The following is a 24,449-nucleotide window of genomic DNA, read 5'->3' on the forward strand; positions in this document are numbered from 1 at the left end:
CTCTGATTTTTGGCTTAGCCTTTGCACCCTATACGGTGACCTTCTATGGTTCCGACCTTCCGGGAGTGCTCGATGGACGCTTTTGCGCGCGCAGAGAAATGGCAGGCCGCTGCTACGGCCTTGGTGGCGGTGCTTGCCATCGTGCCGGCGGCAAGTGCCACGGGCAGCATCTTCATTGCGCTGCTTGCAGCGGTAGGCATCGGGTGCCTGGCCGGCGGCGGGGTGATGATCTGGTGGCTGCTGACCCCAGAGGGACATGCCTACCTGCTGGCTGAATCGCGCTACATGAGCCGCTCCACCTCGCGGGCATCCATCTGGTTGGGGAATTTGCTGCCCGGTTTGGCGATGCTGGGCGCAGCCCTCTTTTTCCACTTCCGGACTCAGTGATCCAGGCAGGCAACAGGGCATCCTTGCGCACAAGGCGAGCCCCCTGCGCTTTCATAGCCGCGCCGTACATCGCCATGCACGGGCCCGCAGGCCTGCGGACCCGCGAGGTGGTCCATCAGCTGCGCGGCACCAGCGACAGCATTTCGACGTTGTCCGTCTTCACGGACTGCAGGTCGAACTGGTTCAGTGCCGACATGCCCAGCAGCGACGCGCAGTCCTGGCAGGCGACGGCACGCACGTTGCGCAGCACCTGGGGGCCGATCTGCAGCCCGTCGAGCAGCACGACCTTCGCCTGGATCTTTCGGCCATCGGCCACGCGAACTTCCGCTTGCTCCTGCAGCACGCGGTACTGCACGCCGCTGTCCTGCAGCATCCGGGTGCTCATGCTGACGAGGGTGGCGCCGGTGTCCACCATGAAGGGCACCGGCCGGGCCGAGCCAAGGGTGACGGGTGCGAAGTAGTGCCCGCCCATGGCGGCGATGCGCATCACGGTGGCAGGACCTGCTGCGGGCGATGAACCCTGCGCGGTGCGGATCGCGTCTTCGATGGAGATGCGTTCTGCCGTGAAGTTGGCCGGCCGGCCCGCGGCTTCGTTGTGCGCATCGAGTGCCTGCAGGACCGAGAGCGCCTCGTAGTGCCGCTGCTGGCCAACCAGCAGCTTGGAGAGTTCGCGGCGCACGTCCACCAGGTTCGGCACCACGGCCAGCGCGCGGTAGTACCAGGTGATGGCGTCTTGCTGGCGGCCCACCCGTACCAGGCTGCGCGCGTAGTAGGTGAACACGTCGTAGCCACCGTGGCCCTCGCTGAAGGAGCGCTCGAACTCGCGCACCGCGCCTGCGTGGTCGTCGCGGTGGTTCTTCACGGCGGCCAGCGTGGCCCGTGCCTGGCTGTCCTCAGGGCGCAGTTGCAGGTAGCGGGTCCAGACCTCGTCGGCACACGCGAGGTCGCCCCGCTGCTGGCATGCCAGGGCGCGGTCGCGCAGCGACTGTGCCGACGCGGGGGCGCCACCGCGCGCCCAGTCCGCCAGCGTGCCGCGCACGCTCAGGTAGCCCACCACCTGCAGCGCGATCAAGACCACGGCGGTGCAGGCAACGATCTGGAAGCGGCGGCGCTGCTTCAAGTCTTCGCTCCACCACCCGGTGAGCCACATCGGCACCATCACGACGACCAGGGCGCCAATGATGGCCCCCGTCATCTCCGGCGCGCCACCGCCCTTGGCAAGGGCCAGAAAGGCCATCATGGCCAGGTAGATGCCCACCACCAGGAAGGTGGCGATACGCAGCAGCAGCGACGCGGGCTCGGCCCGGTTGCGCTGCAGGAACTGGATGTTGCCCAGCCCGGCATCGTCCAGCAATGGATCGATGCGCCCCGTCACGTCGAATCTGTTTTCCATCAATCATCCCTCCCTCTTTCTTTTTTGTCGGGTCCCGCCGGGCTCACCCGGGCCCCTGCCCATTCAGGCTGCTTTTTTCTTTTGCCTTGGCATTTTGCGATGGCGCGGCGTTGTCCGTGCCGGTGCTTGAGCGGCCCAGGCCCCGCCACGCAGCACCGTCATCACTTGGGCCTGCAGAAGCTGCTTTCCTCCGACAGGCCATTGGAGAACTTCATGCTCTGGTAGGGCTCTGGCCGTTCGTCCTTGCGTTCGTCGGTGGCGGTGGATGCCAGCCTGACGACACACGACTCCGGGTTGACATGCAGCCGCGCCACGTAGTGGCGTGTTGCAATGGGCGTGAACTGGAGCACCGGCACGCAGAACTTCGCACCCTCCAGGTGGTGAATGGCCACCGAGAACGGCTTGCCCGCAGGGATCGTGGCCGATGCCGCCGTCACCATCCCCGGCTGCGGTCCACCGCTTTGCAGCCAGAACCGGTTGGTGCACGACTGCGGATCGTCGAAGGTCGAGATCATGGTCCTGGGCGGCATCAGCACCCGGTTCTGGTCGTCCACGATGCGCAACTGCGCAGTGGCCGCGCTCGCCACCGGAGAAACGTAGGGCCGGTGCACGATGGCACAGCCCGTGGAAATGCACGCGACCGCCAGTGCGGCCACGGTGGTTTTGCTAACTATCGCCATGGTTGTGAAGCTCCCTGTCTACTTCCCGTCTTTCTTTTCTTCTTCAATCGCACACATCATTCACGGCCGCTGTGTGGAGCTGATGACGGCACGTCTTCTTTGTGCTGTGCACTGCCGCGCGCGCGGCGGCAAGGGGGATCCGCAGAGTGACCTGAACAGGATCTGCAACTGCTTGCGAGAGCACGCCACGCCCGTGTCAGGCAACGGTGCCAGTGCAACCGTGCGCTGATGCGATCTGGGCCGGGCGGTCCGCTTGGGCCCCGAGGCGGCCATAGGCATGGGGATCCCTGTCAACGTTCATTCAGCCGAACCCCCTGGATCAAGGTGCTGGCTTCGTCGCGCAGCGACTTGCGGATGGAATCGGCCCCCGTCGCCGAGATCACGACCGTCGCGTTTCGCATGTACACGTGGTACTTGACGCCAGTCCTTTTGACCCCGTCGGCCGTGGTGAACGTATTCCAGTATCCGATCGCGAGCTTGTCGCCAACGCGCTGGAGCACCGGTGGCGTGAACACGACATTGGTGACTCCGGCGGACGCTGCCATGGTGCGAAACTGTTGCGCGAAGGCGTCGCCAATCCGCGCAATCCGTTGCTCGGACAGCTGGGCGACTTCTGCGTGGGATGCCTCTCCCGGCATGACTGTCACGCCAAGCATGATCGAATCAGCTCCCTCCGATTTTTCCGCCTGGAACGTCACCGTATCACCGGGATTGACCTTGGGATCCAACCCAGCCCGGGAGTAGATGTCTTTTCGTTCTCTCTCGAAGTTGACGACTTGCTTTGGGGTAGCAACCCGCCAGCCGCTGGGCAATGCGAGCTCGACGGCGTCTGTGATCTGGTTTCGCGATACCGGGTTCGGCTGCGCATTGCCCGCTCCAGCGAAGCATGCCAACAGCAGAAGACCGGTCACCGTCAAAGTGCGAGCAATCAAATTCATGGTTCCATTCACCCCGGCTGCCGTACCAGTTGTTGCCGTACCGGGCACGGCTGCGCATGGCCCGATGGCACAAGTCTAGCGGGTGGCGGCCGTGCGCCCTGTCACCCAAACAGGCGATTCTGCGCAACGCTGATGAAGCCCTTGGGCCGCAGCATGCGGGTGTCCAGCCGCTTTGGCCGGCGCCAGGCCCGAACCGCCTCACCCCGCCCGCCGGTAATGCACAGCCACCGCGCCGCAGCGCAGCGGCTTCGCCGAGACCAGCGCGAGCCGCCGCGCGGCGGGCAGCCCGCACTGGTACAGCGTGGGCCCGTGGCCGGCGATGCGCGGGTGCACGAGCAGTTGGTACTCGTCGATCAGGTCCAGCCGGTCGAGCACGGTGGCCAGCTTGCCGCTGCCCAGCAGCACACCGCCCGGGGTTGCGTCCTTGAGCGCCTGGATGCCCGCGCGCAGGTCGTCGCCGCCGGCGATCAGGTGGCTGTGGGCCCACGGAAAATCCTTGCGCGTGGAGGACACCACGTACTTGGGCTTGGCCTGCAGCTTGGTCGCCCACTCACGCACGGCCGGTGGCGCATCCTCCACCTCGCCGCGCGCGACTGCGGGCCAGTAGTGTTCCATCATCTCGTAGGTGACGCGGCCCCACAGCATGGCGCCGTGCGTGTCCATGAGGTGGGTGAAGAAGGCGTGCGTCTCGTCGTCGGCAATGCCCTCCTGGTGGTCCACGCAGCCGTCCAGGGTGAGGTTGATGCTGAAGGTCAGGCGTCCCATGGGGTGCTCCTTTCGGTGTGCGCGGCGTACGAGCCGCCGGGCGCCCGGGGCACAGTCCCGGCTGCGGGGCGGTGCCGACAACTATAGCGGGGGCCTGGGGTTGCAGGCGAGCGTGCGGTACGTCAGCGGCCAACAAGGCATCCCATCCGACACGCGCCCCCGATTTCATCGTGACAATCGCCCCTGGGTGCCCACCCGTGGCGCGCCCTGTTCCTTGCTCAATGAATGAATGAATGAGCGAACGAACGATGGATCGACGGACCGCCCCCACATGGACAGCAGCAGCACCACCTGGATCACCGATGCCCTCACCCACCCACTGGCCTGGGCGAGCGTGCGCGCGCACGCACTGGACACCAGGGACTGGCTGGTGCTGGGCGGCATCCTGCTCTTTCAACGCCTGTGCGTGCACATCGGCATGTGGACATACTGCCTGGCGGTGCTGCCGGGCACTGCCTTGCACGAGGCCATGCACTGGACGGTGGCAGCGCTGCTGGGCGCCCGGCCCACCATGCCCAACCTGGTGCCGGTGCGCACGCACGGGGGCTGGCGGCTGGGGTCGGTGCGGTTTCAGGCGGGGTACCTGCGCTCGTTGCCGATTGCGCTGGCGCCGGTGGCGCTGGCACCGCTGAGCTTCTGGTGGGCCACCACCTTCATGCCTGCGGCCGGGTCTGGCGCCATGTACTGGCTGCATGCCTGGCTGGCAGCGTCGGCCTTCGGGGCGAGCGTACCGTCCACGCAGGACTGGTCGGTGGCTGCGCCGGCCTTGCTGGCAGGCGCAGTAATGGGGGTGACGCTATGGGTGGTGGTTTGATGGAGCATCTGCGCAGTCGCTTTCGGCCAGGCAGCGTCCTCTCGCTTCCACCAGACACACCCCGATACGCTGCGGGAATCTGTCTTACAAGGGAACGCGGTTTTTGCGGCGATAGTGTGGCCTTCGCAGGCAGCCCCCTGTGGCGATCCCGGCGCCGGGGCGCGAGCCTGCATGTGCCGTACCATGACCCGTCGTCCACCCCAACCCAAACCGCCTGCCGTGTCCCGTAGCCACCTGCCGCCCACTGCCCATTCCCCAACGCCGGCCCGATGGCCGGCGTTGCTGCTTTGCAGTGCTGCGGGGCTGTTGCTGCTGCAGGGTTGCAGCCTGCTGCCCGGGCGCGGTAACGATGCGAATACGCCGCGCGATGCGGCGTCGAGCCCCATCCCGGCGGACAGCGACGGCAGCCCCTCGTTCGACGTGCAGGTGCGCGCACCTGACACGGTGCGCGAGACGCTGGAGAAGCACCTGGAGCTGCAGCGCTTTCGCCAGTTGCCCGACCTGCAGGCCAGCGAGCTGCAGCGCCTGCTGGGCGCGGCCGATGCCAATGCGCGCGAGCTGCTGGGCACGCTGGGGTATTTTTCACCCGCCATCACGGTGGAGATGACCGAAACGCCCGATGCCAAACTGGCGCCACGCACGGTGGTGGTGACGGTGGACCCCGGGCCGCAGACGCGCATCGCCAAGGCCGACATCACCTTTGCCGAAGCAATCAGCAACGCGCAGGACGGCGAGGGCCGCGCGCGCCAGTTGCGGCGCGTGCAAAACGGCTGGGGGCTGCCGCCGGGCAGGGCCTTCACCCAGTCGGCGTGGGACGGGGCCAAGAGCGATGGCCTGCGCCAGCTACAGGTGCGCCGCTACCCCACGGCCAGCATCACCAACAGCCGCGCCGAGGTGGATGCGGACAAGCACGAGGCGGCCCTGAGCGTGGCCTATGACACGGGCCCGCTGTACCGCTTTGGCGCGCTGCGCGTGGAGGGCAACGAGCGCTACGACCCCGACGGCGCGCGCCGCCTGGCGCGCCTGCCCACGGGCGCCATCTACGACGAGACGGAGCTGCTGGACGCGCAACTGCGCCTGGCCAGCAGCGGATACTACGACGCGGTGTTCCTCACGCTGGACACCGATGGCACCGACCCGCTGGCCGCACCCGTGGTGGCGCAGGTGCGCGAGGCGCAGTTGCAGAAGGTGGTTTTCGGCGCGGGCCTGTCCACCGACAGCGGGCCGCGGCTGACCATTGACCACATCCACAACAAGATGCCGCTGCTGGGCTGGCGCGCGGTGAGCAAGCTGTCGCTGGACCGCAAAAACAAGCTGCTGAGCACCGAATGGACCGACCTGCCCGGCGAGAACGGCTGGCGCTGGTTTGCCGGCGGGCAGGTGCAGCGCGAAGACACGGGCGACTACGAGACCAACAGCGCGCGCCTGCGCGGTGGCCGCAGCAAGAGCACCAAGAACATCGACCGCAACTACTTTTTGCAGTACGACTATGCCAAGAGCCAGGGGCTGAACGCCCCGCCCTCGGGCACGGCAGTGAGTATCAACTACGGCTGGACGGGCCGCTACTTCAACAACAACACGGCCCCCACGCGCGGCCATGGCATTGCGGCCGAGCTGGGCGTGGGCACCACGCTCACGCCCGAGCGCGACCCCTTTGTGCGCACGCTGCTGCGCTGGCAGACCTTCATTGCCGCGGGCCGCGTGGAGGCGGAGGACGGCACCTCGCGCGCAGCCCGCCTGGCGGTACGCGCCGAGGGTGGCGCGGTACTGGCGCGCGAGGGCGCGCAGTTGCCGGTGACGCAGCTCTTCTTGACCGGGGGCGACACCACAGTGCGCGGCTACGGCTACCGCAAGATCGGTGCGCGCACCGACAACGGCCAGCTCTACGGCGGCCGCTACATGGCCGTGGGCAGCCTGGAATGGCAGCGCCCCATCGTCTACAAGGGCGCCATGACGGACTGGGAGAGCACCCTGTTCGTGGACGCCGGTGCCGTGGCCGACAAGGTGGGCGACCTGGACCCGCGCGTGGGCGTGGGTGCCGGCGTGCGCTGGCGCAGCCCCGTGGGCCCGCTGCAGGCCGACCTGGCCTATGGCGTGCAGGCCAAGGAGCTGCGGCTGCACCTGCGGCTGGGCTTTACGTTCTGACGCGGCCAGCACGGCCCCCTGTTTTCCTGCTCCCTCCTGATTCGCTGACTTTCTGATTGATGCCCTCTCGCAAACCGCCCTCTTCCGCTGCCAAGCCTTCGCCCGATTTCAGCGCCGGCTCGTCGGCCCCGCCGCCACCGCCGCGCCGGCGCCGCACCTGGCTGCGCGTGCTGGTGTGGCTGCTGCTGGGCCTGCTGGCGCTGGTGCTTGCCGTGGCTGGCGCGGTGTGGTGGTGGGCCGGCAGCAGCACCTCGCTGGCCCTGGCGCTGGCGCGCGCGGCGCAGTACTTGCCGGCCGAGCAGAAGCTGGAGAGCCGCGACGTGACGGGCTCGCTGCGCACGGGCGGCAGCATTGGCTGGCTGCGCTGGAGCAGCCCGGGCATGGTGGTGGAGGTGGACGGTGCGCGCATCGGCTGGCAGCTGGCGCCCTTGCTCAGCCGCAAGGTGGAGCTGGGCGAGGTGCATGCATCGCGCGTGCGCATCACCCCCCAGGCCACGGCGCCCAGCACCGAACCGGTGAAGCCGCTCACGCAGCTGGTGCTGCCCGTGCAGGTGGCCGTGCCCTTCCAGGTGGACAGCCTGGAGTGGGCGGGCTCGCCCGAGCAGCAGATCAGCCTGGCCGGAGAGCCCGCCGTGCAGGCCCAGCGCCTGGTCGGCGACTACCGCTACGACGGCACTGAGCACCACCTCAAGATCGACAACGTGGAGCTGGCCCAGGGCCGCTACAGCGCCCAGGTCAAGCTGCAGGCCCTGGCGCCCATGGCCATCGACGCCACGCTGGACGGCACTGTGCAGACCACGCCCCCCGGCGGCGGCAACCCGCTGCGGGTGGCCGCGCACGCCACCGTGCAGGGCACGCTGGCCACGGCGGCGGCGCAACTGCAGGCGGCGGCGCAGTTGAAGCCGGTGGTGGTGGCGGCAGCAGCGCCCGCGGCATCGGCACCGGCGGCATCGGCCGCAGCCCCCCCCGCCCGCAAGGGCACCTCGGCCAGCGCCAAGGCCAGCGCGCCCGCCCATGCCACGGCCCCTGCCGAGCCCATGCAGGCCGACGTGCAGGCCACCATCCTCCCCTGGGTGCCCCAGCCGCTCAAACAGGCACAGGCCACGCTGAAGGCGCTGGACCTGGCGGCCCTGTGGCCGCAGGCGCCGCGCACGCTGCTGCATGGCACGGTCAAGGTGGACCCGGTGGATGCCAGCGCTGCCACGGCAGCACCTGCGGCCCCCACCACGCCAGCCACGCCCTCTTCACCCCCAGCCCCCTCCGCCATCGCCGGCTGGAACATCGCCGCCGACCTGCGCAACGACCTGCCCGGCCCCTGGGACACCCGGCACCTGCCTCTGGCCGCGCTGCAGGCGCGCGCGGGCTTTGACGGCACGCGCTGGGATGTGCCCGAGGCCAACGCCACCATCGGCACCGGCAAGGCCGCGGGCACCATTGCATTGAAGGGCCAGTTCACCCCCGCCACCGGTGCGGCCGAGGGCCAGGCCGATCTGCGCAACCTGCGCCCCGATGCGCTGCACACGGCACTGGCGGCCGCGCCGCTGGGCGGGCGTATCACCGCGCAGGGCCAGGCCGACCAGGCCGTGCGCTTTACGGCGGACATCCGCGCCACGGGCAATGCCCCGGCGCAGCCGGCTACATCGACTGCACCCGCCAAGGGCCGCAAAGCCACCGCGCCGCTGCTGCGCATCAACACCTTCACCGCGCAGGGCCAGTACCTGGCCCAAGTGGGCGGCGGCACGGTGCAATTGGACAAACTGCTGCTCGACGCCCTGCAGGCCAAGGTGGAGGCCACGCAGCTGCGCGTGGCCGTGGGCGAACAGTCGGCACAGGGCCAGTTGAAGGCCACCGTGCCCGGCGCCACCGTCAACGCCAACGGCCAGATCGCGCCCGCCAAGGGCGCGGGCGAACTGCAGGTGCAGCTGGCCGATGCCGAGCGAACCCAGGCCTGGCTGGCCAGCCTGCCGGGCATGGCCGATGCGGCCAAGGGCATCACCGCCAAGGGCCAGGCCCAGCTCAATGCGCGCTGGAGCGGGGGCTGGCAGACCGCCCAGCGCCAGATTGAAGCCGTGATGGCCGGCAAGGCACTGCCCCCCGCAGGTGCCGCCGGCAAGGACGCCTTCACCCTGCAGGCGCGCCTGAACACGCCGCAGCTCGACGTGGCCCTGCCCCCGGGCCAAGGCGGCGCAGGTGCGATGTCCAACATCCAGTTGCGCAGCGTGAATGCCGAGCTGGCAGGCTCGCTAGCCCAGGCCACGCTGGCACTGGACGGCGAGGCCCGCACCGGCACGCAGCGCGCCAGCGTGCGCACACGCCTGGCCGGCGGCACCAACGCCGCCAACGAATGGCAGGCCCAGGTGACCGAGCTGCGCCTGCAGGCGCAGGACACGCGGTTGCCCGGCCCCTGGGCCGTGCAGCTGGCCGAGCCGGTGACGGTGAAGCTGCGCATGGGCGCGGCCACGCCGGCGCCCGCTGCCCCGGCAGCATCCGGCACTGCTCCCTCCAACACCAGCGCGGCCCTGTCGGTGCAGGCATCGGCCGGGCAGGCACGCATCACCGGGCCGGTGGCGGGCACCGTCACCCTGCGCTGGCAGCCGGTGAGCTATGCGGGCGGTGGCGGCGGCCCGCTGCGCCTGCAAACGCAGGGCAGCCTGCAGGGTCTGCCCATGGCCTGGGTGGATGCTTTTGGGGGCACTGCTGATGCCGCCACCGGCAAGCCCGCCCAGCAGCCCCTGCTGGCCCGCCTGGGCCTGGCGGGCAACATCGTGTTCGACGGGCAGTGGAACGTGGACACCACCAGCGGCCCCCTGCGCGCCAGCGCCAGCGTGCGCCGCGCCTCGGGCGACCTGCGCATCCTGGCAGTGGACCAGGCCACCATCACCACCGTGCAGAGCAGCGGCCAGGGCGCGGGCGCCGGCAGCCCCACAGCCACCGTGACCGAAGAGCCCGGCAGCAGCAGCGCCGCCGGCGTGCGCCAGGCCGAGCTGAGCGTGGAGGCCGAGGGCGACGCGCTGCGCGCCAGGCTGGTGTGGGCCAGCGCCCGCGCCGGCGAGGTGGACGCCACCGCCAGCACCCGCCTCACCCTGGCCAGCACGCTGGCGGCCACCACGCTGGCACCCGATGCACCGCTGGCCGGCACGCTGCGCGCCCGCCTGCCCGATGTGGGCGTGTGGTCCGCCCTGGCCCCACCGGGCTGGCGCGTGCGCGGCACGCTGGACGCCAACGCCACCCTGTCGGGCACGCGCGCCGCGCCGCGCTGGGCCGGCACGCTGGGGGCAGACGAGCTTGCCGTGCGCTCCATCCTCGACGGGGTGGACCTGCAGGGCGGGCGCCTGCGCGCGGCGCTCAACGGCAACCAGCTCGATATCACCGAGTTCCGCCTGCGCGGCGGCACGGGCAGCAAGGCCCGCATCCCCGGCTACAGCGGCAACCGCACCAGCGCCCCGCAGGATGGGGGCACCCTCAGCGGCACGGGCCGCGTGAGCTGGGCAGCGGCAGGCAGCGACAACAAGGCATCCGGCATAGCGATGAACTTCGAGGCCGAGGCCAAGGCCCTGCAGGTGCTGGCGCGGGCCGACCGGCAGGTCAGCGTGTCGGGCAAGGTGCAGGCGCAATTGCAGCAGGGCCAGTTCAGCGTGCGCGGCAAGCTCACCACCGACCGCGCCACCATCATCCTGCCCGACGAGAGCGCGCCCAGCCTGGGCAGCGACGTGGTGGTGCGCTCCGCCGCCAAGGACCGCGAGGCCCAGGCCAAGGCCCAAGCCATCGCCAAGGCCAACCAGGCCGCCGAGCAGCCGGCCGGCGCCAGCACGGCCCCCACCACGGCCAAGCCGCCCGAAATCGCCATCACCCTCAACCTGGGCAACGACTTCGCGCTGCAGGGCCACGGCATCACCACGCGGCTCACAGGCGAACTGGACGTGCGCAGCAGCCCCGTGCCCGGCGCGCCCCCGCGCGTGATCGGCGAAGTGCGCACCGACCAGGGGCGCTACCGCGCCTGGGGCCAGATGCTGGACGTGGAGACGGGGCTCATCCGCTTCAGCGGCCCGTACAACAACCCCTCTCTCGACATCCTGGCCCTGCGCCCCAACATCAGCGTGCGCGCGGGCGTGCAGGTCAGCGGCTCGGTGCTGGCGCCGCGCGTGCGCCTGTACTCCGACCCGGACCTGCCCGACGCTGAAAAACTCTCGTGGGTGGTGCTGGGCCGCGACGCCGCTGCCGGCGGCGCCGAAGCCGCCGTGCTGCAACAGGCCGCGCTGGCCCTGCTCGGCCGCAAGGGCGGCGGCGCCGGCCCCACCGCCAACATGGCCAGCCGCCTGGGTCTGGACGAAATCGGCTTCAAGGGCCCCGGCGCGGGCGAGGACGCCACGGGCGCGGCGCTGACCTTCGGCAAGCGTTTGTCCACCGACCTATACGTGACGTACGAGCGCAGCCTGTCGGGCACGCTGGGCACGCTGTACATCTTTTACGACCTCTCGCGCCGGCTGACCCTGCGTGGGCAGACGGGGGCGCAGAGTGCGGTGGACATCATCTACACGTTGAAGTACGACTGAGGGACGGCGCAACACGGGCAAAAAAGCGGGGCATCGCCGGGACCACCCCGCACTGCCCCTACAATGCGCGCCTGCGTCCTCCTCGTAGTTCAATGGATAGAACGAGTGCCTCCTAAGCGCTAGATACAGGTTCGATTCCTGTCGAGGGGACCACGTCCCTCCTTCGTGGGATGAGCCGCTGACACTGGCCTTGGGGTGCACCGGCCATCCCCCAGCACTACCACCCTGCAGCCCTCGCCCCAATTTCCCTTGGCCCCTCACCCCGGATGTGGTACGTTCCCTCACGCAGAACATAGCCCCCACCCCGCCCCCTTTCCACGCGCATTGAGGGATGCCTGGAATGGCCGAAGTGAGCCGCGCCTGCACCTTGACGCCGCGCGCCCAGCAAACCGAACACGACGACAACAGGGCATGCTGCGGCCATTGCAATCCACCCGAACCCTTCATCCGTGCCCTTGCCCCGGGGCACCCCACGCCATGCAAGCACAACAACAGAAGCAGACGCAATCGCAGAGGCAGGCCCAGCGCCTTTCCCCCCATCGCACCCCCGCCCTGCGCCAACCGGCCCCGGTCCTGCAACGCGCGCTGGTAATGCTGGCCTGCCTGGCTGCGTTCCCCATGCTGGCGCAGGCGGCGCAGCCGGCGATCAGTGGCGGCTCGTCCATTTACACGGCCTTGGGCCGCGATGGGCGGGTGATGGGTTTTGGCGAGAAGAGCTGGAGCACCGCGCCGTGGATCGAGCCGGGCACCAGTGGCGTGGAGAAGATAGACAACAGCGCGTGGGACTCGATGTTGCTCAAGTCCGATGGCTCTATCGAGGTGCATAAGAACTGGATCGGCAGCTTCACCAAGACCGTGTTGGCGCGCGAGTACCCGGGCCGGTTCGTCAGCATCGCCGGGGGCAACCGCTACCACCTGGCAGCGCGCGATGACGGGCAGGTCGTCTCCTGGGGCGACGAGCCGCCGGCCAAGGTGCCCGCGGACCTGCGCGATGTGGTGGCGGTGGCCGCCGGCGAGGAGCATGCCGTCGCCCTGCTCAAGGACGGCACGCTGCGCGCCTGGGGTTCCAACCGCGACGGGCAGACCAATGTGCCCGCCGGGCTGAAGGACGTGGTGGCCATCTCCGTCAACTACATGCACACGCTGGCGCTCAAGAAAGACGGCACGGTGGTAGGCTTCGGCAAGAACCATCACGGCCAGAGCGATGTGCCCGTGGGCCTGAGCGATGTGGTGGCCATCGCCGCCGGGGGCCTGCACTCCGTGGCCCTCAAGCGCGACGGCACCGTCGTCGCCTGGGGTGCCTACGGTGAAGGGCAACTCAACATTCCTAACAACGGCAAGGCCGTTTCCCTGATCGCGGCGGGCAACCGCAGCACCGCCGTGGTGTTCGACGACGGCACCATCTACGCGACCCTGGGCATTGACGGGCAGAAGGACCCCATCCTCGTGCCAACCGGCACCACGCTGGGCGACGTGTACAACCCCGAGCACTACCGCATCGAGGCCAAGGTCAGGGGCGATGCCAAGAGCCTGACGCTGGACGCGGTGTTCAAGCCCTCCACGCTGCACGCGGGCCAGGGCAACTACTTCATCACTGCCACCGAGCCCACCTCGGGCATCTTGCTCAACCTGACGCAGGCCGGCTGGGTGGCGGGCGATGCCAACAAGCCCGTGCCCTACTTCGCGAACCCGGTGGCGCTGGAGGGCAAGACCCTTGCCATCACCAGCGCGCTCGATGTGTCAGGCATTCCCGGGCTGATCGTCACAGCGGGCTACTCGTCGGCCGCCACCGGCAAAACCTACCAGAAGACCATCTACCAGAACACGCCTTCGGCCCCCGTGGACGTGCCTGCCCCCACGCCCACGCCAACGCCCGTGCCGCCACCCCCACCGGCACCAGCGCCTGCGCCAGCCCCCACGCCTGCGCCGACACCCGCTCCGACGCCAGCGCCCGTGCCCACCACGGTCATCCCCGCGGACTTCGCTTTCCCGCCCTCTGCGCGCACCTACCTGTGCTACAACGGCGGCGGCCGCTTTATCGAACCCCTGCGCTTTGGCTTCGGCACCGACCGCGTGGACATGATCTCGGGCCAGACCACCATCCTCAGCCTGGAGGCGCTGCGCTACCAGCCCGACTACCTGGGTTTTGGCACCGTGCTGTCCGACCGCCGCGTTCTGGCGCTGGGTTACTACCCACAGGGCTTCACGCTCAACTCGCAGGTCTACTCGGTGATGTACGCCTTCACCTATGCCGGCACAGCGGAGGTCAACCCCTACTCCGCGCGCTTTTGCAAATGAAGTGAAGTGTGTGAGACAGGCGTCCCCAGCGCTGACCAGCAGCGCGCGAGCGGGGTGCGCCGTCGCGGCTGGAACCTGTAAAGAGCAGAGGCGCATAGCTCCGTCGCCTAAACCCGCTCGCTGTGACGAAAGGCCTCGCCTGGCTTGCTTGGGCCCCCCCCGGCCCTTGGCCGGACCGGACCCGCCTACCAAGGTCTGCAACAGATTGAGCGCTTAGCGCCACGGCCCCTTGCGGAACTCCTTGAGCAGCAGCACCACCTGGTTGGAGGCATGGGCACAGCCCCCGTTCACGATCTGCCGAGCCTGCATGCTCTCGCCCGCCTGGTGCAGCCGGATCGCTGCCGCCACCTGCTGGTGAAAGTACCGGTGCCGCGCCGCCAGCATGCCAAAGGCCTGGCGGTTGCCATGGAGTGCTTGCCCAGGGCCTTCCAGCCAGCGCGCCACCGCGCACGGACGCGCCGCGTCGCAGAGCAGTTCGGGGTGCGGCATTGCGGCCGCGAGCGTGCCTTCCGCGCCATTCAACGGCCGCGGACTCTGCTGCCGCCTGTGGTTGGGTTGCTGCTGCAGCATCTGTTGCTGCAGCGCCTGCTCCAGTTGTGTGCGCCAAGCCCCATGGCTGGCGATGCAGGCGTCGATCTCCATCTCCATGACCAGGTGCTCGGCGGCCTCGGCATCCAGCACCAGCTCGCTGGCGTTGTCCTCCAGGTCCCACGGCGTGTCAACGCTGGACCGTGCCACCCTGCGAATCTGCAGAAGTTTCGTGAAAAATCCCATGTGCATGTTCTCTGCTGCCGTTGTGGTGCATCGAACCGGTCTGCGCACACACAGGTCACGACGCCTTGGGTGCCGCGCTGCAATTCCTCGAGCGCTGGCATGGTGCGTGATGCTGCAGGGATCGCGGGCAGTCGTCCATAGTCCAATTGCGCTAGGACGCGTTCAGGGCCACACCGAAATGCCGATGGGCGCGACGCGCCGAGCGGCCATGGCAAGGCAGGGCAGGGACTGCAGGCTCAGGCGTGTGCACCACCGCTGCTCGCAGCCGCTTCCTCCAGCAGCCACGCGGCGACCGCGTCCAGGGGCACCAGCCCATCGCTGCGGGGGCGCTGCGGCCATACCAGGTAGTGGTCCATCCCCGTGCGCAGCGCCACCTGCGGCAGCGCCTGCAGCAGGCGACCGGCAGCCAGATCCGCCGCGACGAAGAAAGGGCTGGCCAGCGCCAACCCCTGGCCAGCCACCGCGGCATCGATGGCCAGTCCCGTCTGGTTGAAACGCGTGCCGCCGGGCTGCGGGGGCGGCAAGCCCGCGTGGGCGAAGAAGGCAGGCCAGGACCCATGCGCGTCATGGACCAGCGGCAGCCGGGCCACCCGCTTGGCCGACAGCGCGCCTGGGCCCGCCAGCAGCGCCGGGCTGCCCACCGCGATCAAGGTGGTCACGAGCAGCCGCTGCACGTTCAGCCCAGGCCCGAAGGGCGGCTGGCCATAGCGGATCGACAGGTCCACGCCCTCGGCATGAAAGCGCGACACGCGCTCCGTCGCGAGCACGCGCAGCTCGATGCCGGGGTGCCGCTCGGCAAAGCGCGGCAGGCGCGGCAGCAGCCATTTGGCGGCCAGGGTCGGTGCCACGCTGATGGTGACCTGCCGCTCGCCGGGGCGCAGCTGGCGCGTGGCGTCGGCAATCTCCTCCAGCGCGCGCCGCACGCGCAGCGCATAGGCGCTGCCGGCCTCGGTGGGCGCCAGCCCGCGCGCATGCCGCTCGAACAGCCGGATGCCAAGCTCTGCCTCCAGCGCACGCACCTGCTGCGCCACGGCGCCCTGCGTCACATCCAGTTCCTCGGCCGCGAGCCGGAAGTTCAGGTGCCGCGCGGCGGACTCGAAGACGCGCAGCGCCTTCAGGGACGGCAGCTCATGCAAGGGCGTGTGGTGGCTGGCGTTCATGTGATGGCAGTATTTTTTCTACTGAGTGAATGCAGCACAGCAGGCTCGCTGAGCCGGGATGCCGATGCTAACCTGAATGCCAGGATCTGCTATGTATGTGATGCTGCCATGCGGCACGCAGAGAAGCCCGGAAGCCAATGGCAGTAGAAAAAATAGCTGTTTCTGGTCCGCAGCTTCTGGCTGGTCCTGCAGGGTGCCTTCATCGGGCAACAAGTGAATCAATCCATCCAAGAAGGTGTCCAGTCCATGCACGCACTCGTCTTCCACCAGTTCGGCGATGCCGATGTTCTCTACCATGAAGCCGTCCCCGACCCGGCCCCCGGCCCAGAGCAGGCGCTGGTGCGCATGCGGGCGGTGGGGTTGAACTTTGCGGACATCTACCGCCGCAAGGGCAACTACCACCTGGCCGGCTCGCCACCCTGGATCCTGGGCTACGAGGGTGCCGGTGAGGTGGTCAGCGCCCCATCGGGCAGCGGCCTGCAGCCGGGCCAGCGCGTGGGCTTTGCCGACAGCCCGTTTGCCAACGCCGAGCTGTGCGCGGTGGACATGGATCGGCTGATCCCATTGCCCGACGCCATCTCTTTCGAAACGGCCGCGGCCAGCCTGCTGCAAGGCCTCACGGCGCAGTACCTGTGCCGCGACAGCTATGCGGTGCGCGCGGGGGACTGGGCCGTGGTGCATGCCGCAGCGGGCGGCGTGGGGCTGCTGCTCACGCAGATGCTGCGCCGCCTGGGCGCGCGGGTCATCGCCATCGCATCGACCGAGGCCAAACGCCAGGCGGTGCGCGAAGTGCTGGGTACAGATCCCAGCGTGGTGGCGGTGATCCCTACCGAGGGCTGGCTTCAGGCCGTGCAGGCGCTCACCGGCGGGCGCGGGGCCGATGTGGTCTACGACTCGGTAGGCACCACCCTGACCGACAGCATGGCGGCCACGCGCACCGGCGGCACCGTGGTCTTCTACGGCATGGCAGCGGGCGACCCGGCGCCGGTGGACCCGCGCCGTCTCATGGACCGCTCACTGGCGCTGGTGGGCGGTGACCTGTGGAACGTACTCACCAGCGCGCAGGAGCGCCGGGCGCGTGCGGCGCAGCTGTTCGAGTGGATTCTGGCGGGCGACGTGCAGTTGCGCATAGCGCACACTTTCGCCTTGCGCGACGGTGCACAGGCGCACCGCGCGCTGGAGGGCCGCCAGGCCATCGGCAAGGTGCTGATGCGGGTGGAGTGACCTGCGCCAAAGCCGCCGCAGCCGTCAAGCAACCACCGCCTCCTGCGCCGCAGCCTTGCCCTGCACCTGCCTTTTCGCCGTCATCGCCGTTCCCATCGAAGCCGACATGATCAGCACAATGGCCAGCCACTGGTGGAAGCTCAGCACCTCGCCCAGCAGCAGCAGGGCCAGCAGTGCGGCCACGGCGGGCTCCATGCTGATCATGATGCCGAAGGCCTCCTTGGGCAGGCGCTTCAAGGCCATCATCTCCAGCGAGATGGGGATGGCGCTGGACACGGCCGCCACGCCCACGCCCACCAGCAGCACATAGGGCGACAGCAGCGCGGTGCCGGCATGCACCACGCCCACGGGCACCACCACCACGGCGGCGGCCACCAGGCCCAGCGAGACGGAATGGCCCGCATGCAGATGCCCCACGCGCTTGCCGAACACGATGTACAACGCCCAGAAGGTGGCGGCCGCCAGCGCGTAGGCCACGCCGGTGGGGTCCAGCGTGCTGCCGTTCATGCCGCCCAGGGGCAGCAGCATGCCCAGGCCCACCACGGCCAGCGCCACCCAGACGAAATCGATGGCGCGGCGCGAGGACAGCACGGCCATGAGCAGCGGGCCCGAGAACTCGATGGCCACCGCCAGCCCGAAGGGCAGCGTGCGCAACGACATGTAGAACGTGAGGTTGGTGGCGCCCAGCATGGCGCCGTAGAGCATCACGGCGCGCAGGTCGGTGCGCGACAGCTGCCAGCGCCAGGGCCGCCACAGCAGGATCAGCAGCAGCGCCGAGAAGCCCACACGCACGGCCGTGGTGCCCTGCGCGCCCACCAGCGGAAACAGATAGTGCTTGGCCCAGGAAGTGCCGACGCCCAGCGCCGTGACGGCGCCGAGCACGGCCAGGAAGGGAACAAAACGCTGGTAACGGTGCAACAGGGAAGACATGGTTGAAAATATAGTGCGATAGCGCTTGGACTTTCGCTCGAATTTCAGGCCCTGCACGCAACTTTCGCTCGTTCACTGTCCAGAACCACCCCATGCCCGCCACTCCAGCCCTCGACGCCTTCGACTTGGCCATCCTCGGCATCCTGCAGCGCGACAACACCACGCCCCAGCGCGCGATTGCGCAAGCGGTGCATCTGTCGGCACCCGCAGTGCAGCGGCGCATCCAGCGGCTGCAGCAGAACGGCGTGATACGCGCCAATGTGGCCGTGATCGACCCCGAGAAGGTGGGGCTGCCCCTGACCATCATGGTCGAGGTGCATCTGGAGAACGAGCGCCCCGACCGCACCGCCCCGCTGCGCAGCCGTATCGCTGCAGAGGCGGCCGTGCAGCAGTGCTACAGCGTGACCGGCGAGGCCGACTACCTGCTGGTGGTGACCGTGGCGTCGATGGCCGACTACGAGGCGCTGACGCGGCGGCTGTTCGAGGGCGATGACAACGTGCGGCGCTTTCGCACGTCGGTGTCGCTGGGGTGCTTGAAGGCGGGGCTGCAGGTGCCGCTGCCTGGAGAAGAGGCCGATCCGGGGTAGTCCAAGTCCACCCCGGGGCCAACCCCTGCGACTCTCAGGGCGCGGCCACCGTGTGTATCTCCCGCATCTGGACGGTATCCACCATCTCGGCGAACGAGCGGCCCCAGCCGATGCAGGCCTTGGCGCCGATGAGGCCGCGCACGTCCCAGCGCAGGTACTCGATGCGCTGCGGGCCGCCCGTTGCACGGTGGAAAGCATCCGGGCCGCAAGCCAGCGCATGTCCCAGGCCGATGGCACGCAGGCCCAGGACCAGGCAACCAAAGGGACCAGGATGAAACGCAGCATGCGCCAGCGTTGAGGCCGCGCGCGGGGGCAACCTGGACGCCCAGTCCTCGCCACCAGCACCGCGCAATTCTTGCCTTGACGGCCCACTGGCCATTGCCTACAACGCGGGCTGATCCAGATGGAAGGTTCACCATGCGTTTCAGGTCGCACAGCAAGGACAGGGCCCAGGTGTTCGCCGTGGCCGGCGTGGACACGCAACCGCATGGCGAAGGATGCACGGGAGCTGGTCCGCACCCGGCACCAGTCCAGCTCCGCAAGCCCAGGGACCAGCGGGTGGCCGTGTTCCCGGGCTTGGGTGTGTAGACCGGGCGCAGCCACCCACCGGGAGCCGGACGAACGGACAGGCAAGCCAGCCCCCGCCATGCAGCTTCGCCGGGTCCCTGCCGCAGATGCATTCCTCATCCTGCGGACCCGCCACGCCCTGCAAGACAGCTCGCGGGATCCGGTGAACCGCTTCTTCGCGGAGCTGCACCAACTGGTGGGCCTGGGCCGCACCTACGACGTCATCGACGAGCGCCTGCACGCCGACGGCCGCTGCAAGGAGCTCACCATCAAGTTCCTTGCAGACATCTGCTACGCGCCCATGGCCTCAGCAATCGCGCAACTGCTGGCGGACCGGCATTGCCAGTGGGTGCAGGCGCAATTCGTCGCCGCGCTCGACCCCGCCGAGATCACCCTGCGAGCGCACGACTACACCGTGGAGCACTTTCGCCGCGAGGGCGCCATCGACTCCGGCATGGTCGTGCACTTGAGAAGCTGCGTGAAGTTGGTGCACCACGCCAGCGGCACCGAGGCGCGCAGCACCTCGCACCGGAACCGAGACTGGAACCTGGAGGAGGCCCTGCAGCTGCTGGCAGCGCTGGTGCGCAACCACAGCCTGCTGGGCCACGCGCAGACCGGACCAGGTCGCCTGCCGCCGCCTTGACCGCCCCGGCCACCTATTTGGGTGGGCGCCTGGACATGTGATGCGCAACACAGACAGCGCCCTGCGCCGCGATGAAGATCGGCGCAACGCCTGTCTGGCGCCTCCTTGCGCAGCATGGCCCGCCCCTCGCGCCCCCGGCGCCGCGTGCATGCGCGCATGCGCGCATGTCGGATGCGATTTTTCTGTTTATTTGCCTGTCTGTTGTTTGTAATTCTTTTTGTCCTTGACCTGCCTTGTCAGAAAGGTGTTCGACCATGCCCACGACCTCCAGCGCCCAGCCCCCGATGGCATCCCCATCATCCGCCCCGCGGTACCGCCGTACGCCCACGGCCTGCCTGGCCTTGGCACTGCCGCTGCTGCTGGTGGCCTGCGGTGGCGGGGATGAGGGCGTCGGCGACTTCACGGTGGGCGGTGTGGTTAGCGGTGTGGGCGAGGGGCGCAGCCTGACGCTGCAGAACCAGGGGGCCGACGATCTGACCGTGGCCGCCAACGGCAGCTTCACGATGGGCCGGCGCGTGGCCACGGGCGGTGCCTATGCCATCGCCGTCTCGTCACAGCCCGCGGGGCAGCGCTGCAGCGTGGCGCAAGGCACGGGCACCGTGCAGGCAGCCAACGTAGCCGACGTGGCCGTGCGCTGCGAGACCCTGCCCGCCGGCACCCACACCGTGGGCGGCCAGGTTACGGGCCTGCTGCCCGGTGGCCGGCTGGTGCTGCAGAACAACCAGGGCGATGACCTGGCGCTCACGGACAACGGCCGCTTTCTCTTTGCCACGCCGGTGGCGGGCAGCAGCACCTATGCGGTGCGCGTGCTGTCGCACCCCGCGGGCCAGGTCTGCACGCTGGCCAACGCCAGCGGCCCGGTGGGCAACGCGCACGTGCAATCGGTGCAGGTAACCTGCGCCAGAACCACCTGGGCCTTGCCCCAGGGCGACTGGACGGGTGAGTACTGCAACCCCTCCTTCCCCGACCCAGGCCAGCTGAGCCAACTGCGCATCGTGCGCCGCAGCGAGACTCGGGTGGCCGTGTCCAATGGGCATGTGGCCTTCACCACGGCCGATTGCTCAGGCCGCGGCGGCGTGTACATGGACAGCATTCCACAGAACAAGGAGACCGTGTTCGACCGCCAGGAAAGCCGCGGCGACCTTACCGCCTTCTGGGGCGATCAGATCGAGGACGGGGGCACCAAAGTGCGCGTAGTGTGGGTGCGCAAGGGCGAATACCTGTGCCGCCTGTACCAGGACTTCCGCACCACTCCCCCCACCGATTACCTCACGCTCGACAGCGTGGTGCAAGGCACGGACAAGGCCATTGCGCTCAAGCAATGCCATCGGCCATCGCCGTATTGAGTGGCCAGGCCTGGCACGCTGGGAGGCTCGGCGGCAAGGGGCCGTGGTGCCGTGAGAGTGACAACTTGTCCAGCGCCATCGCGAGATCGGGTGCGCCGCTGGCCCAGCCAGGGCGTGTCATCAATCATTTCGCCCCCGCGCCCATGCTGGAAATCTCCCTGCAAATCTGCTGTCGCACGAGAACGGCTACAGCACCTATACCTTCATTGACGGCGCTGGCACATGGGCCCACTCCGTGTTCTGGGAAGGCAGCAGCGACCCAGTCGAGGACCAGAAGGAGGCCGAGGACGAATGGTGGGCCAGCATGCCCAAGCCCGTGCTGGCCCTGGGGGCCGGCGATGTGCCGCAGGCCCTTGCGCGCATTGCTGCGCACAAGGAGCGGCAGACCGTGGCAACTACCTGTTCGTGGGCTTTCCGATGAACGGCATCAAGCCCTAACTGAGCGGCGAGTGCAATGTGAGCCCCAAGGGCACCTACGCCATCAACCTGGTGCAGTACTTCAGCCTCCTGTCGGACAGCATTGCAGGCCGTGCCATCCACCGCGTGGGCGAGCCGTGCTTTGCCAACGATATCGTGGCGTTCGAAGGCCACCTGTACCTGCAGTAGGGCGCGGGCCGTGCATAGGGCCGAGGGATGTGTCCGCCCCCTTTTCAGGCCTGCTATCTGCCCTGCGCCAGGAACGCCGCCACCAGCGCGTTGGCATGCCCATGGCCCATGCCGTGGTCGGCCTTGAGCAGGGCGACGTACTCCATGTGCTTGCGCTCGCCCGCCGCGCGCAGCACGTCCATCCAGTGGCTGATGGGCTGGCCGTACTTGGCCTCGATGGAGGGGAAGTACGAGGCGGGGCCTTTGACGGCGGGGGTGGTGCTGGGTGCGGGCATGGGCTGGCTCCTGGGTGGATGATTTATTTTGGAGGGCAAGCGGGACGCCCGTAAGGTGCGTGCGCCCTTCTTCCTGCCGCCTCCTGTGGATACGACGAACGACAATGCGGCAGATCGACAGGCCGCGACAAGTATTTTGGGGATGGACGGCCCAGCTTATCCCATGGACGAAACCGACGGCGGGCCGATTGCAGCCACCATCGACCTGCACAGGCAGGTGTTGGTAGATGGGCTCGGCGGTACCCGTGCGGCTCGTTGTCCTACGGGCGTCAGCGAGTTCAAGAACTAGCTGTAATGGAGGGTTGTCACTGACGATTTGTCCACTGCATCACCCACGGGGAAACCACATGAAAACGCCAAGCCTGCTCTGGTCCGCGCTCATCGGAGCGGTCGCGAGTGCCCGCTCCATGACACCCATGGCCACGCTGTCGGCAGCCAGGCTGCTCGGCCACTCCACGCCCGGCAGACTGGCACTGCTGGACCGCCCCTTGTTCAAGTACGGCGCGCTAGCGATGGGGGCCGGAGAATTGGCCGGTGACAAGATGAAGACGGCCCCCGACAGGACAGTTGCCCTGGGCCTGTTGGCGCGCGTCATGAGCGCCGGAATCGCCGGTGCGGCGCTGGCTCCGCCTGGTCGTGAGCAAGCCGGCGCACTGGTGGCGGTGGCCACCGCGGTGCCTTTGGCATACATCACCCTGGATGCCAGAAAGAGCGCCATGAGACACATCGGTCAAACGCGCAGCGGCCTGATCGAGGACGCGTTGATCGTCGCTGGCGGCATCGCTGTCGTGGCGCTGGCGCTGGGGCAGACGCGCCGCAGGTAATGCCGGCCAACGGCCCGCGGATGCACCGACCATGCTGGCCACGCGGCTGGTGCCATGACCGCGCCGACCCACCGCAGCGCTGGCTGGTACAGCAGGTCGGTGTCGCTGACTTTGCACTCGCTTTTGTCGCGCAGCGCTGTTGCGCGCGGCCCTCTCGAACCGGCCTTGCGGATGCAAATGCCTGCATGGCGGGCATGCCGCGCTGTGCCCAGCCGTGCCCCCGCCCAAGCGCCAAGATCACGTTGCACGGGCTGTAGGACAAGGCCCCAAATTGCAGGGCATGCCGTGGTTGCAAACGTATATTCGGCGCAAGCATCTGAAACCACCGGGCGTTGCCCGCAGGCCTGCACTGCCATTGCCATGTATCGCCACGCCTTGCCATTGCATTGCCCCTGCCTTGCGCCGCCCGCTCCCTGATGCTTTCTTCATTTCACTGTTCCAAACCTTCACCACCCGAGGAAATTCCATGCGTTCCCCCGTCTCCGGCGGCGCCCTTGCCGCACCCGTGTCCACCCACAGCCCACTGCATTCGAACCCATCCAGCACGCGTGGCCATCTGGCCCGGGCCACCGTCACCGCCCGCACCCTTGCCGGCGCGGCCCTGGTAGTGGGCGCGGGCATGGGCGCGCTGCCTGCGTGGGCCGAGGTGTCGCCTGCGCTGGACCGGTTCAGCATCTCTGCCGGCGGCTTTTACGTCAAGCCCGAGTTCGGCACCCGCGTGGGCACGCAGTACGGCACGCTGGACACGGGCGGCAACCTCAAGGCCGGCTCAGCCACGCTGCCGCGCGTATCGGCCGAGCTGTTGCTGTTCGACAGCCAGGGCCTGTCGTTCGACTACTACCGCTACAAGCGCACCTGGTCCGACAGCGCCAACGGCAGCTTCGGCCTGGGTGGCGGCAGCAACGGCCAGGGCCCCACCACCGCCGCGGCCGACGTGCGCCTGCAGACCGAGCTGGAGTTCGCCAAGCTGGCCTACAAGTGGTGGATGGGCTCGGGCAACACCGCCGTGGGCCTGGGCGCCGGCGCCGCGTACTACCGCCTGGGCGTGAACGCCAGCGGCAACGCCCGCGTGGGCAACGAGTCGCGCGGCTTCTCTGCCGACGCGAGCGAAGACGCCATCGCCCCGCTGCTGGAGTTTGGCGTGCGCCACGCCATCACGCCCGACCTGCGCCTGTTCGCCGACGCCTCGGGCGTGTGGAAGAAAAGCGGCAAGGCCCACGGCAGCATCTACAACGCCGCGCTGGGCGTCGAGTGGTTCCCGGTGAAGAACGTGGGGCTGGTGGTCTCGTACGGGGTGACCGACATCGACCTCAAGTACAACGACGACGTGGACGCCCGCCTGCGCGTCAAACTGCCCGGCCCCAGCGTGTTCGTCAAGGCACGGTTCTGACACGCGCCAGGGCGCCGGCGCACAGGCCGTAAAGCCTGCCGGCGACCGGCATGCCCTGGCCCGCCTGGCTACCGTACACAGCGACTTACCGAACCAGACCGGCGCCGGGCGTCTTTGCATGCCCGCGCGGGGTGGACACGCCTGCACCGG

At 68.8% G+C, this 24,449-nt stretch carries 22 protein-coding genes and 1 tRNA gene; 14 read left to right on the forward strand and 9 right to left on the reverse strand.

Annotated elements, in window-relative coordinates; all coding sequences use genetic code 11:
- Window positions 1-72 precede the first annotated feature (72 nt).
- On the forward strand, window positions 73-387 hold the full coding sequence (locus AC07X5_RS07105) for a hypothetical protein (protein WP_494769561.1): 315 nt from the start codon (window positions 73-75) through the stop codon (window positions 385-387).
- 115 nt (window positions 388-502) lie between these two features.
- Here AC07X5_RS07105 and AC07X5_RS07110 read toward each other — a convergent pair whose 3' ends face one another.
- The 4 genes from AC07X5_RS07110 to AC07X5_RS07125 form a co-directional block, all read right to left on the reverse strand.
- Window positions 503-1,780 carry a TIGR02281 family clan AA aspartic protease gene (locus AC07X5_RS07110; RefSeq protein WP_494769562.1) on the reverse strand — a complete coding sequence of 426 codons (1,278 nt, stop codon included), beginning with the start codon at window positions 1,778-1,780 and terminating at the stop codon, window positions 503-505.
- 161 nt (window positions 1,781-1,941) lie between these two features.
- A complete protein-coding gene (locus AC07X5_RS07115; protein WP_494769563.1) occupies window positions 1,942-2,460 on the reverse strand; it encodes a hypothetical protein in 519 nt (172 codons plus the stop codon).
- Window positions 2,461-2,750: 290 nt separating this feature from the next.
- The gene (locus AC07X5_RS07120; protein ID WP_494769564.1) at window positions 2,751-3,398 is read right to left on the reverse strand and encodes a hypothetical protein; all 648 of its coding nucleotides are present in this window, start codon (window positions 3,396-3,398) and stop codon (window positions 2,751-2,753) included.
- 198 nt (window positions 3,399-3,596) lie between these two features.
- Window positions 3,597-4,163, reverse strand: a complete 567-nt coding sequence (locus AC07X5_RS07125; protein WP_494769565.1) for a dihydrofolate reductase family protein — start codon at window positions 4,161-4,163, stop codon at window positions 3,597-3,599.
- Between the two features lie 229 nt (window positions 4,164-4,392).
- Between AC07X5_RS07125 and AC07X5_RS07130 the strand changes: the two genes are divergently transcribed.
- From AC07X5_RS07130 to AC07X5_RS07150, 5 genes are all read left to right on the forward strand, one after another.
- Window positions 4,393-4,977 carry a hypothetical protein gene (locus AC07X5_RS07130; RefSeq protein WP_494769566.1) on the forward strand — a complete coding sequence of 195 codons (585 nt, stop codon included), beginning with the start codon at window positions 4,393-4,395 and terminating at the stop codon, window positions 4,975-4,977.
- A 183-nt stretch (window positions 4,978-5,160) separates the two neighbouring features.
- On the forward strand, window positions 5,161-7,122 hold the full coding sequence (locus AC07X5_RS07135; protein WP_494769567.1) for an autotransporter assembly complex protein TamA: 1,962 nt from the start codon (window positions 5,161-5,163) through the stop codon (window positions 7,120-7,122).
- Window positions 7,123-7,181: 59 nt separating this feature from the next.
- Window positions 7,182-11,675, forward strand: coding sequence for a translocation/assembly module TamB domain-containing protein (locus tag AC07X5_RS07140; protein ID WP_494769568.1), 4,494 nt, complete (start codon window positions 7,182-7,184; stop codon window positions 11,673-11,675).
- 78 nt (window positions 11,676-11,753) lie between these two features.
- Window positions 11,754-11,828: transfer RNA gene (locus tag AC07X5_RS07145), tRNA-Arg, on the forward strand.
- A 324-nt stretch (window positions 11,829-12,152) separates the two neighbouring features.
- Window positions 12,153-13,973: an RCC1 domain-containing protein gene (locus AC07X5_RS07150; protein WP_409961763.1), complete on the forward strand. Its 1,821-nt coding sequence runs from the start codon at window positions 12,153-12,155 to the stop codon at window positions 13,971-13,973.
- A gap of 213 nt (window positions 13,974-14,186) precedes the next feature.
- Here the strand turns inward: AC07X5_RS07150 and AC07X5_RS07155 are convergent, their stop codons facing one another.
- Both AC07X5_RS07155 and AC07X5_RS07160 read right to left on the reverse strand, forming a co-directional pair.
- Window positions 14,187-14,711, reverse strand: coding sequence for a CZB domain-containing protein (locus AC07X5_RS07155; protein WP_494769569.1), 525 nt, complete (start codon window positions 14,709-14,711; stop codon window positions 14,187-14,189).
- 272 nt (window positions 14,712-14,983) lie between these two features.
- Entirely contained in the window at window positions 14,984-15,907 is a 924-nt protein-coding gene (locus tag AC07X5_RS07160; protein ID WP_494769570.1) for a LysR substrate-binding domain-containing protein, read from the reverse strand.
- 246 nt (window positions 15,908-16,153) lie between these two features.
- Between AC07X5_RS07160 and AC07X5_RS07165 the strand changes: the two genes are divergently transcribed.
- Window positions 16,154-17,131: a quinone oxidoreductase family protein gene (locus AC07X5_RS07165; protein ID WP_494769571.1), complete on the forward strand. Its 978-nt coding sequence runs from the start codon at window positions 16,154-16,156 to the stop codon at window positions 17,129-17,131.
- Window positions 17,132-17,155: 24 nt separating this feature from the next.
- Here the strand turns inward: AC07X5_RS07165 and AC07X5_RS07170 are convergent, their stop codons facing one another.
- Complete coding sequence (locus AC07X5_RS07170; RefSeq protein WP_494769572.1) at window positions 17,156-18,061, reverse strand: EamA family transporter; 906 nt, start codon at window positions 18,059-18,061, stop codon at window positions 17,156-17,158.
- Between the two features lie 92 nt (window positions 18,062-18,153).
- Between AC07X5_RS07170 and AC07X5_RS07175 the strand changes: the two genes are divergently transcribed.
- Window positions 18,154-18,648 carry an Lrp/AsnC family transcriptional regulator gene (locus AC07X5_RS07175; RefSeq protein WP_494769573.1) on the forward strand — a complete coding sequence of 165 codons (495 nt, stop codon included), beginning with the start codon at window positions 18,154-18,156 and terminating at the stop codon, window positions 18,646-18,648.
- Between the two features lie 34 nt (window positions 18,649-18,682).
- Here the strand turns inward: AC07X5_RS07175 and AC07X5_RS07180 are convergent, their stop codons facing one another.
- Window positions 18,683-18,964 carry a hypothetical protein gene (locus AC07X5_RS07180; protein ID WP_494769574.1) on the reverse strand — a complete coding sequence of 94 codons (282 nt, stop codon included), beginning with the start codon at window positions 18,962-18,964 and terminating at the stop codon, window positions 18,683-18,685.
- A gap of 414 nt (window positions 18,965-19,378) precedes the next feature.
- Here AC07X5_RS07180 and AC07X5_RS07185 point away from each other — a divergent pair, with 414 nt between their 5' ends.
- The 4 genes from AC07X5_RS07185 to AC07X5_RS07200 all read left to right on the forward strand — a co-directional run bounded on the left by AC07X5_RS07185 (window position 19,379) and on the right by AC07X5_RS07200 (window position 21,810).
- Window positions 19,379-19,858 carry a peptide chain release factor family protein gene (locus AC07X5_RS07185; RefSeq protein WP_494769575.1) on the forward strand — a complete coding sequence of 160 codons (480 nt, stop codon included), beginning with the start codon at window positions 19,379-19,381 and terminating at the stop codon, window positions 19,856-19,858.
- A gap of 254 nt (window positions 19,859-20,112) precedes the next feature.
- Window positions 20,113-21,204 (forward strand): hypothetical protein, encoded by a 1,092-nt coding sequence (locus AC07X5_RS07190; protein ID WP_494769576.1) that lies wholly within the window; start codon window positions 20,113-20,115, stop codon window positions 21,202-21,204.
- A 235-nt stretch (window positions 21,205-21,439) separates the two neighbouring features.
- Complete coding sequence (locus tag AC07X5_RS07195) at window positions 21,440-21,625, forward strand: hypothetical protein (RefSeq protein ID WP_409961667.1); 186 nt, start codon at window positions 21,440-21,442, stop codon at window positions 21,623-21,625.
- Window positions 21,626-21,660: 35 nt separating this feature from the next.
- Window positions 21,661-21,810: a hypothetical protein gene (locus AC07X5_RS07200; protein WP_494769577.1), complete on the forward strand. Its 150-nt coding sequence runs from the start codon at window positions 21,661-21,663 to the stop codon at window positions 21,808-21,810.
- A gap of 53 nt (window positions 21,811-21,863) precedes the next feature.
- Here the strand turns inward: AC07X5_RS07200 and AC07X5_RS07205 are convergent, their stop codons facing one another.
- Window positions 21,864-22,085 carry a DUF4287 domain-containing protein gene (locus AC07X5_RS07205; RefSeq protein WP_409961668.1) on the reverse strand — a complete coding sequence of 74 codons (222 nt, stop codon included), beginning with the start codon at window positions 22,083-22,085 and terminating at the stop codon, window positions 21,864-21,866.
- 416 nt (window positions 22,086-22,501) lie between these two features.
- On the opposite strand from AC07X5_RS07205, the gene AC07X5_RS07210 reads away from it, so the two are divergent.
- A complete protein-coding gene (locus AC07X5_RS07210) occupies window positions 22,502-22,909 on the forward strand; it encodes a hypothetical protein (RefSeq protein WP_494769578.1) in 408 nt (135 codons plus the stop codon).
- A gap of 466 nt (window positions 22,910-23,375) precedes the next feature.
- Complete coding sequence (locus AC07X5_RS07215; RefSeq protein WP_409961671.1) at window positions 23,376-24,299, forward strand: hypothetical protein; 924 nt, start codon at window positions 23,376-23,378, stop codon at window positions 24,297-24,299.
- Window positions 24,300-24,449: the final 150 nt, after the last annotated feature.

This window comes from Acidovorax sp. GW458-11-26-14-TSB4, from assembly GCF_059423865.1.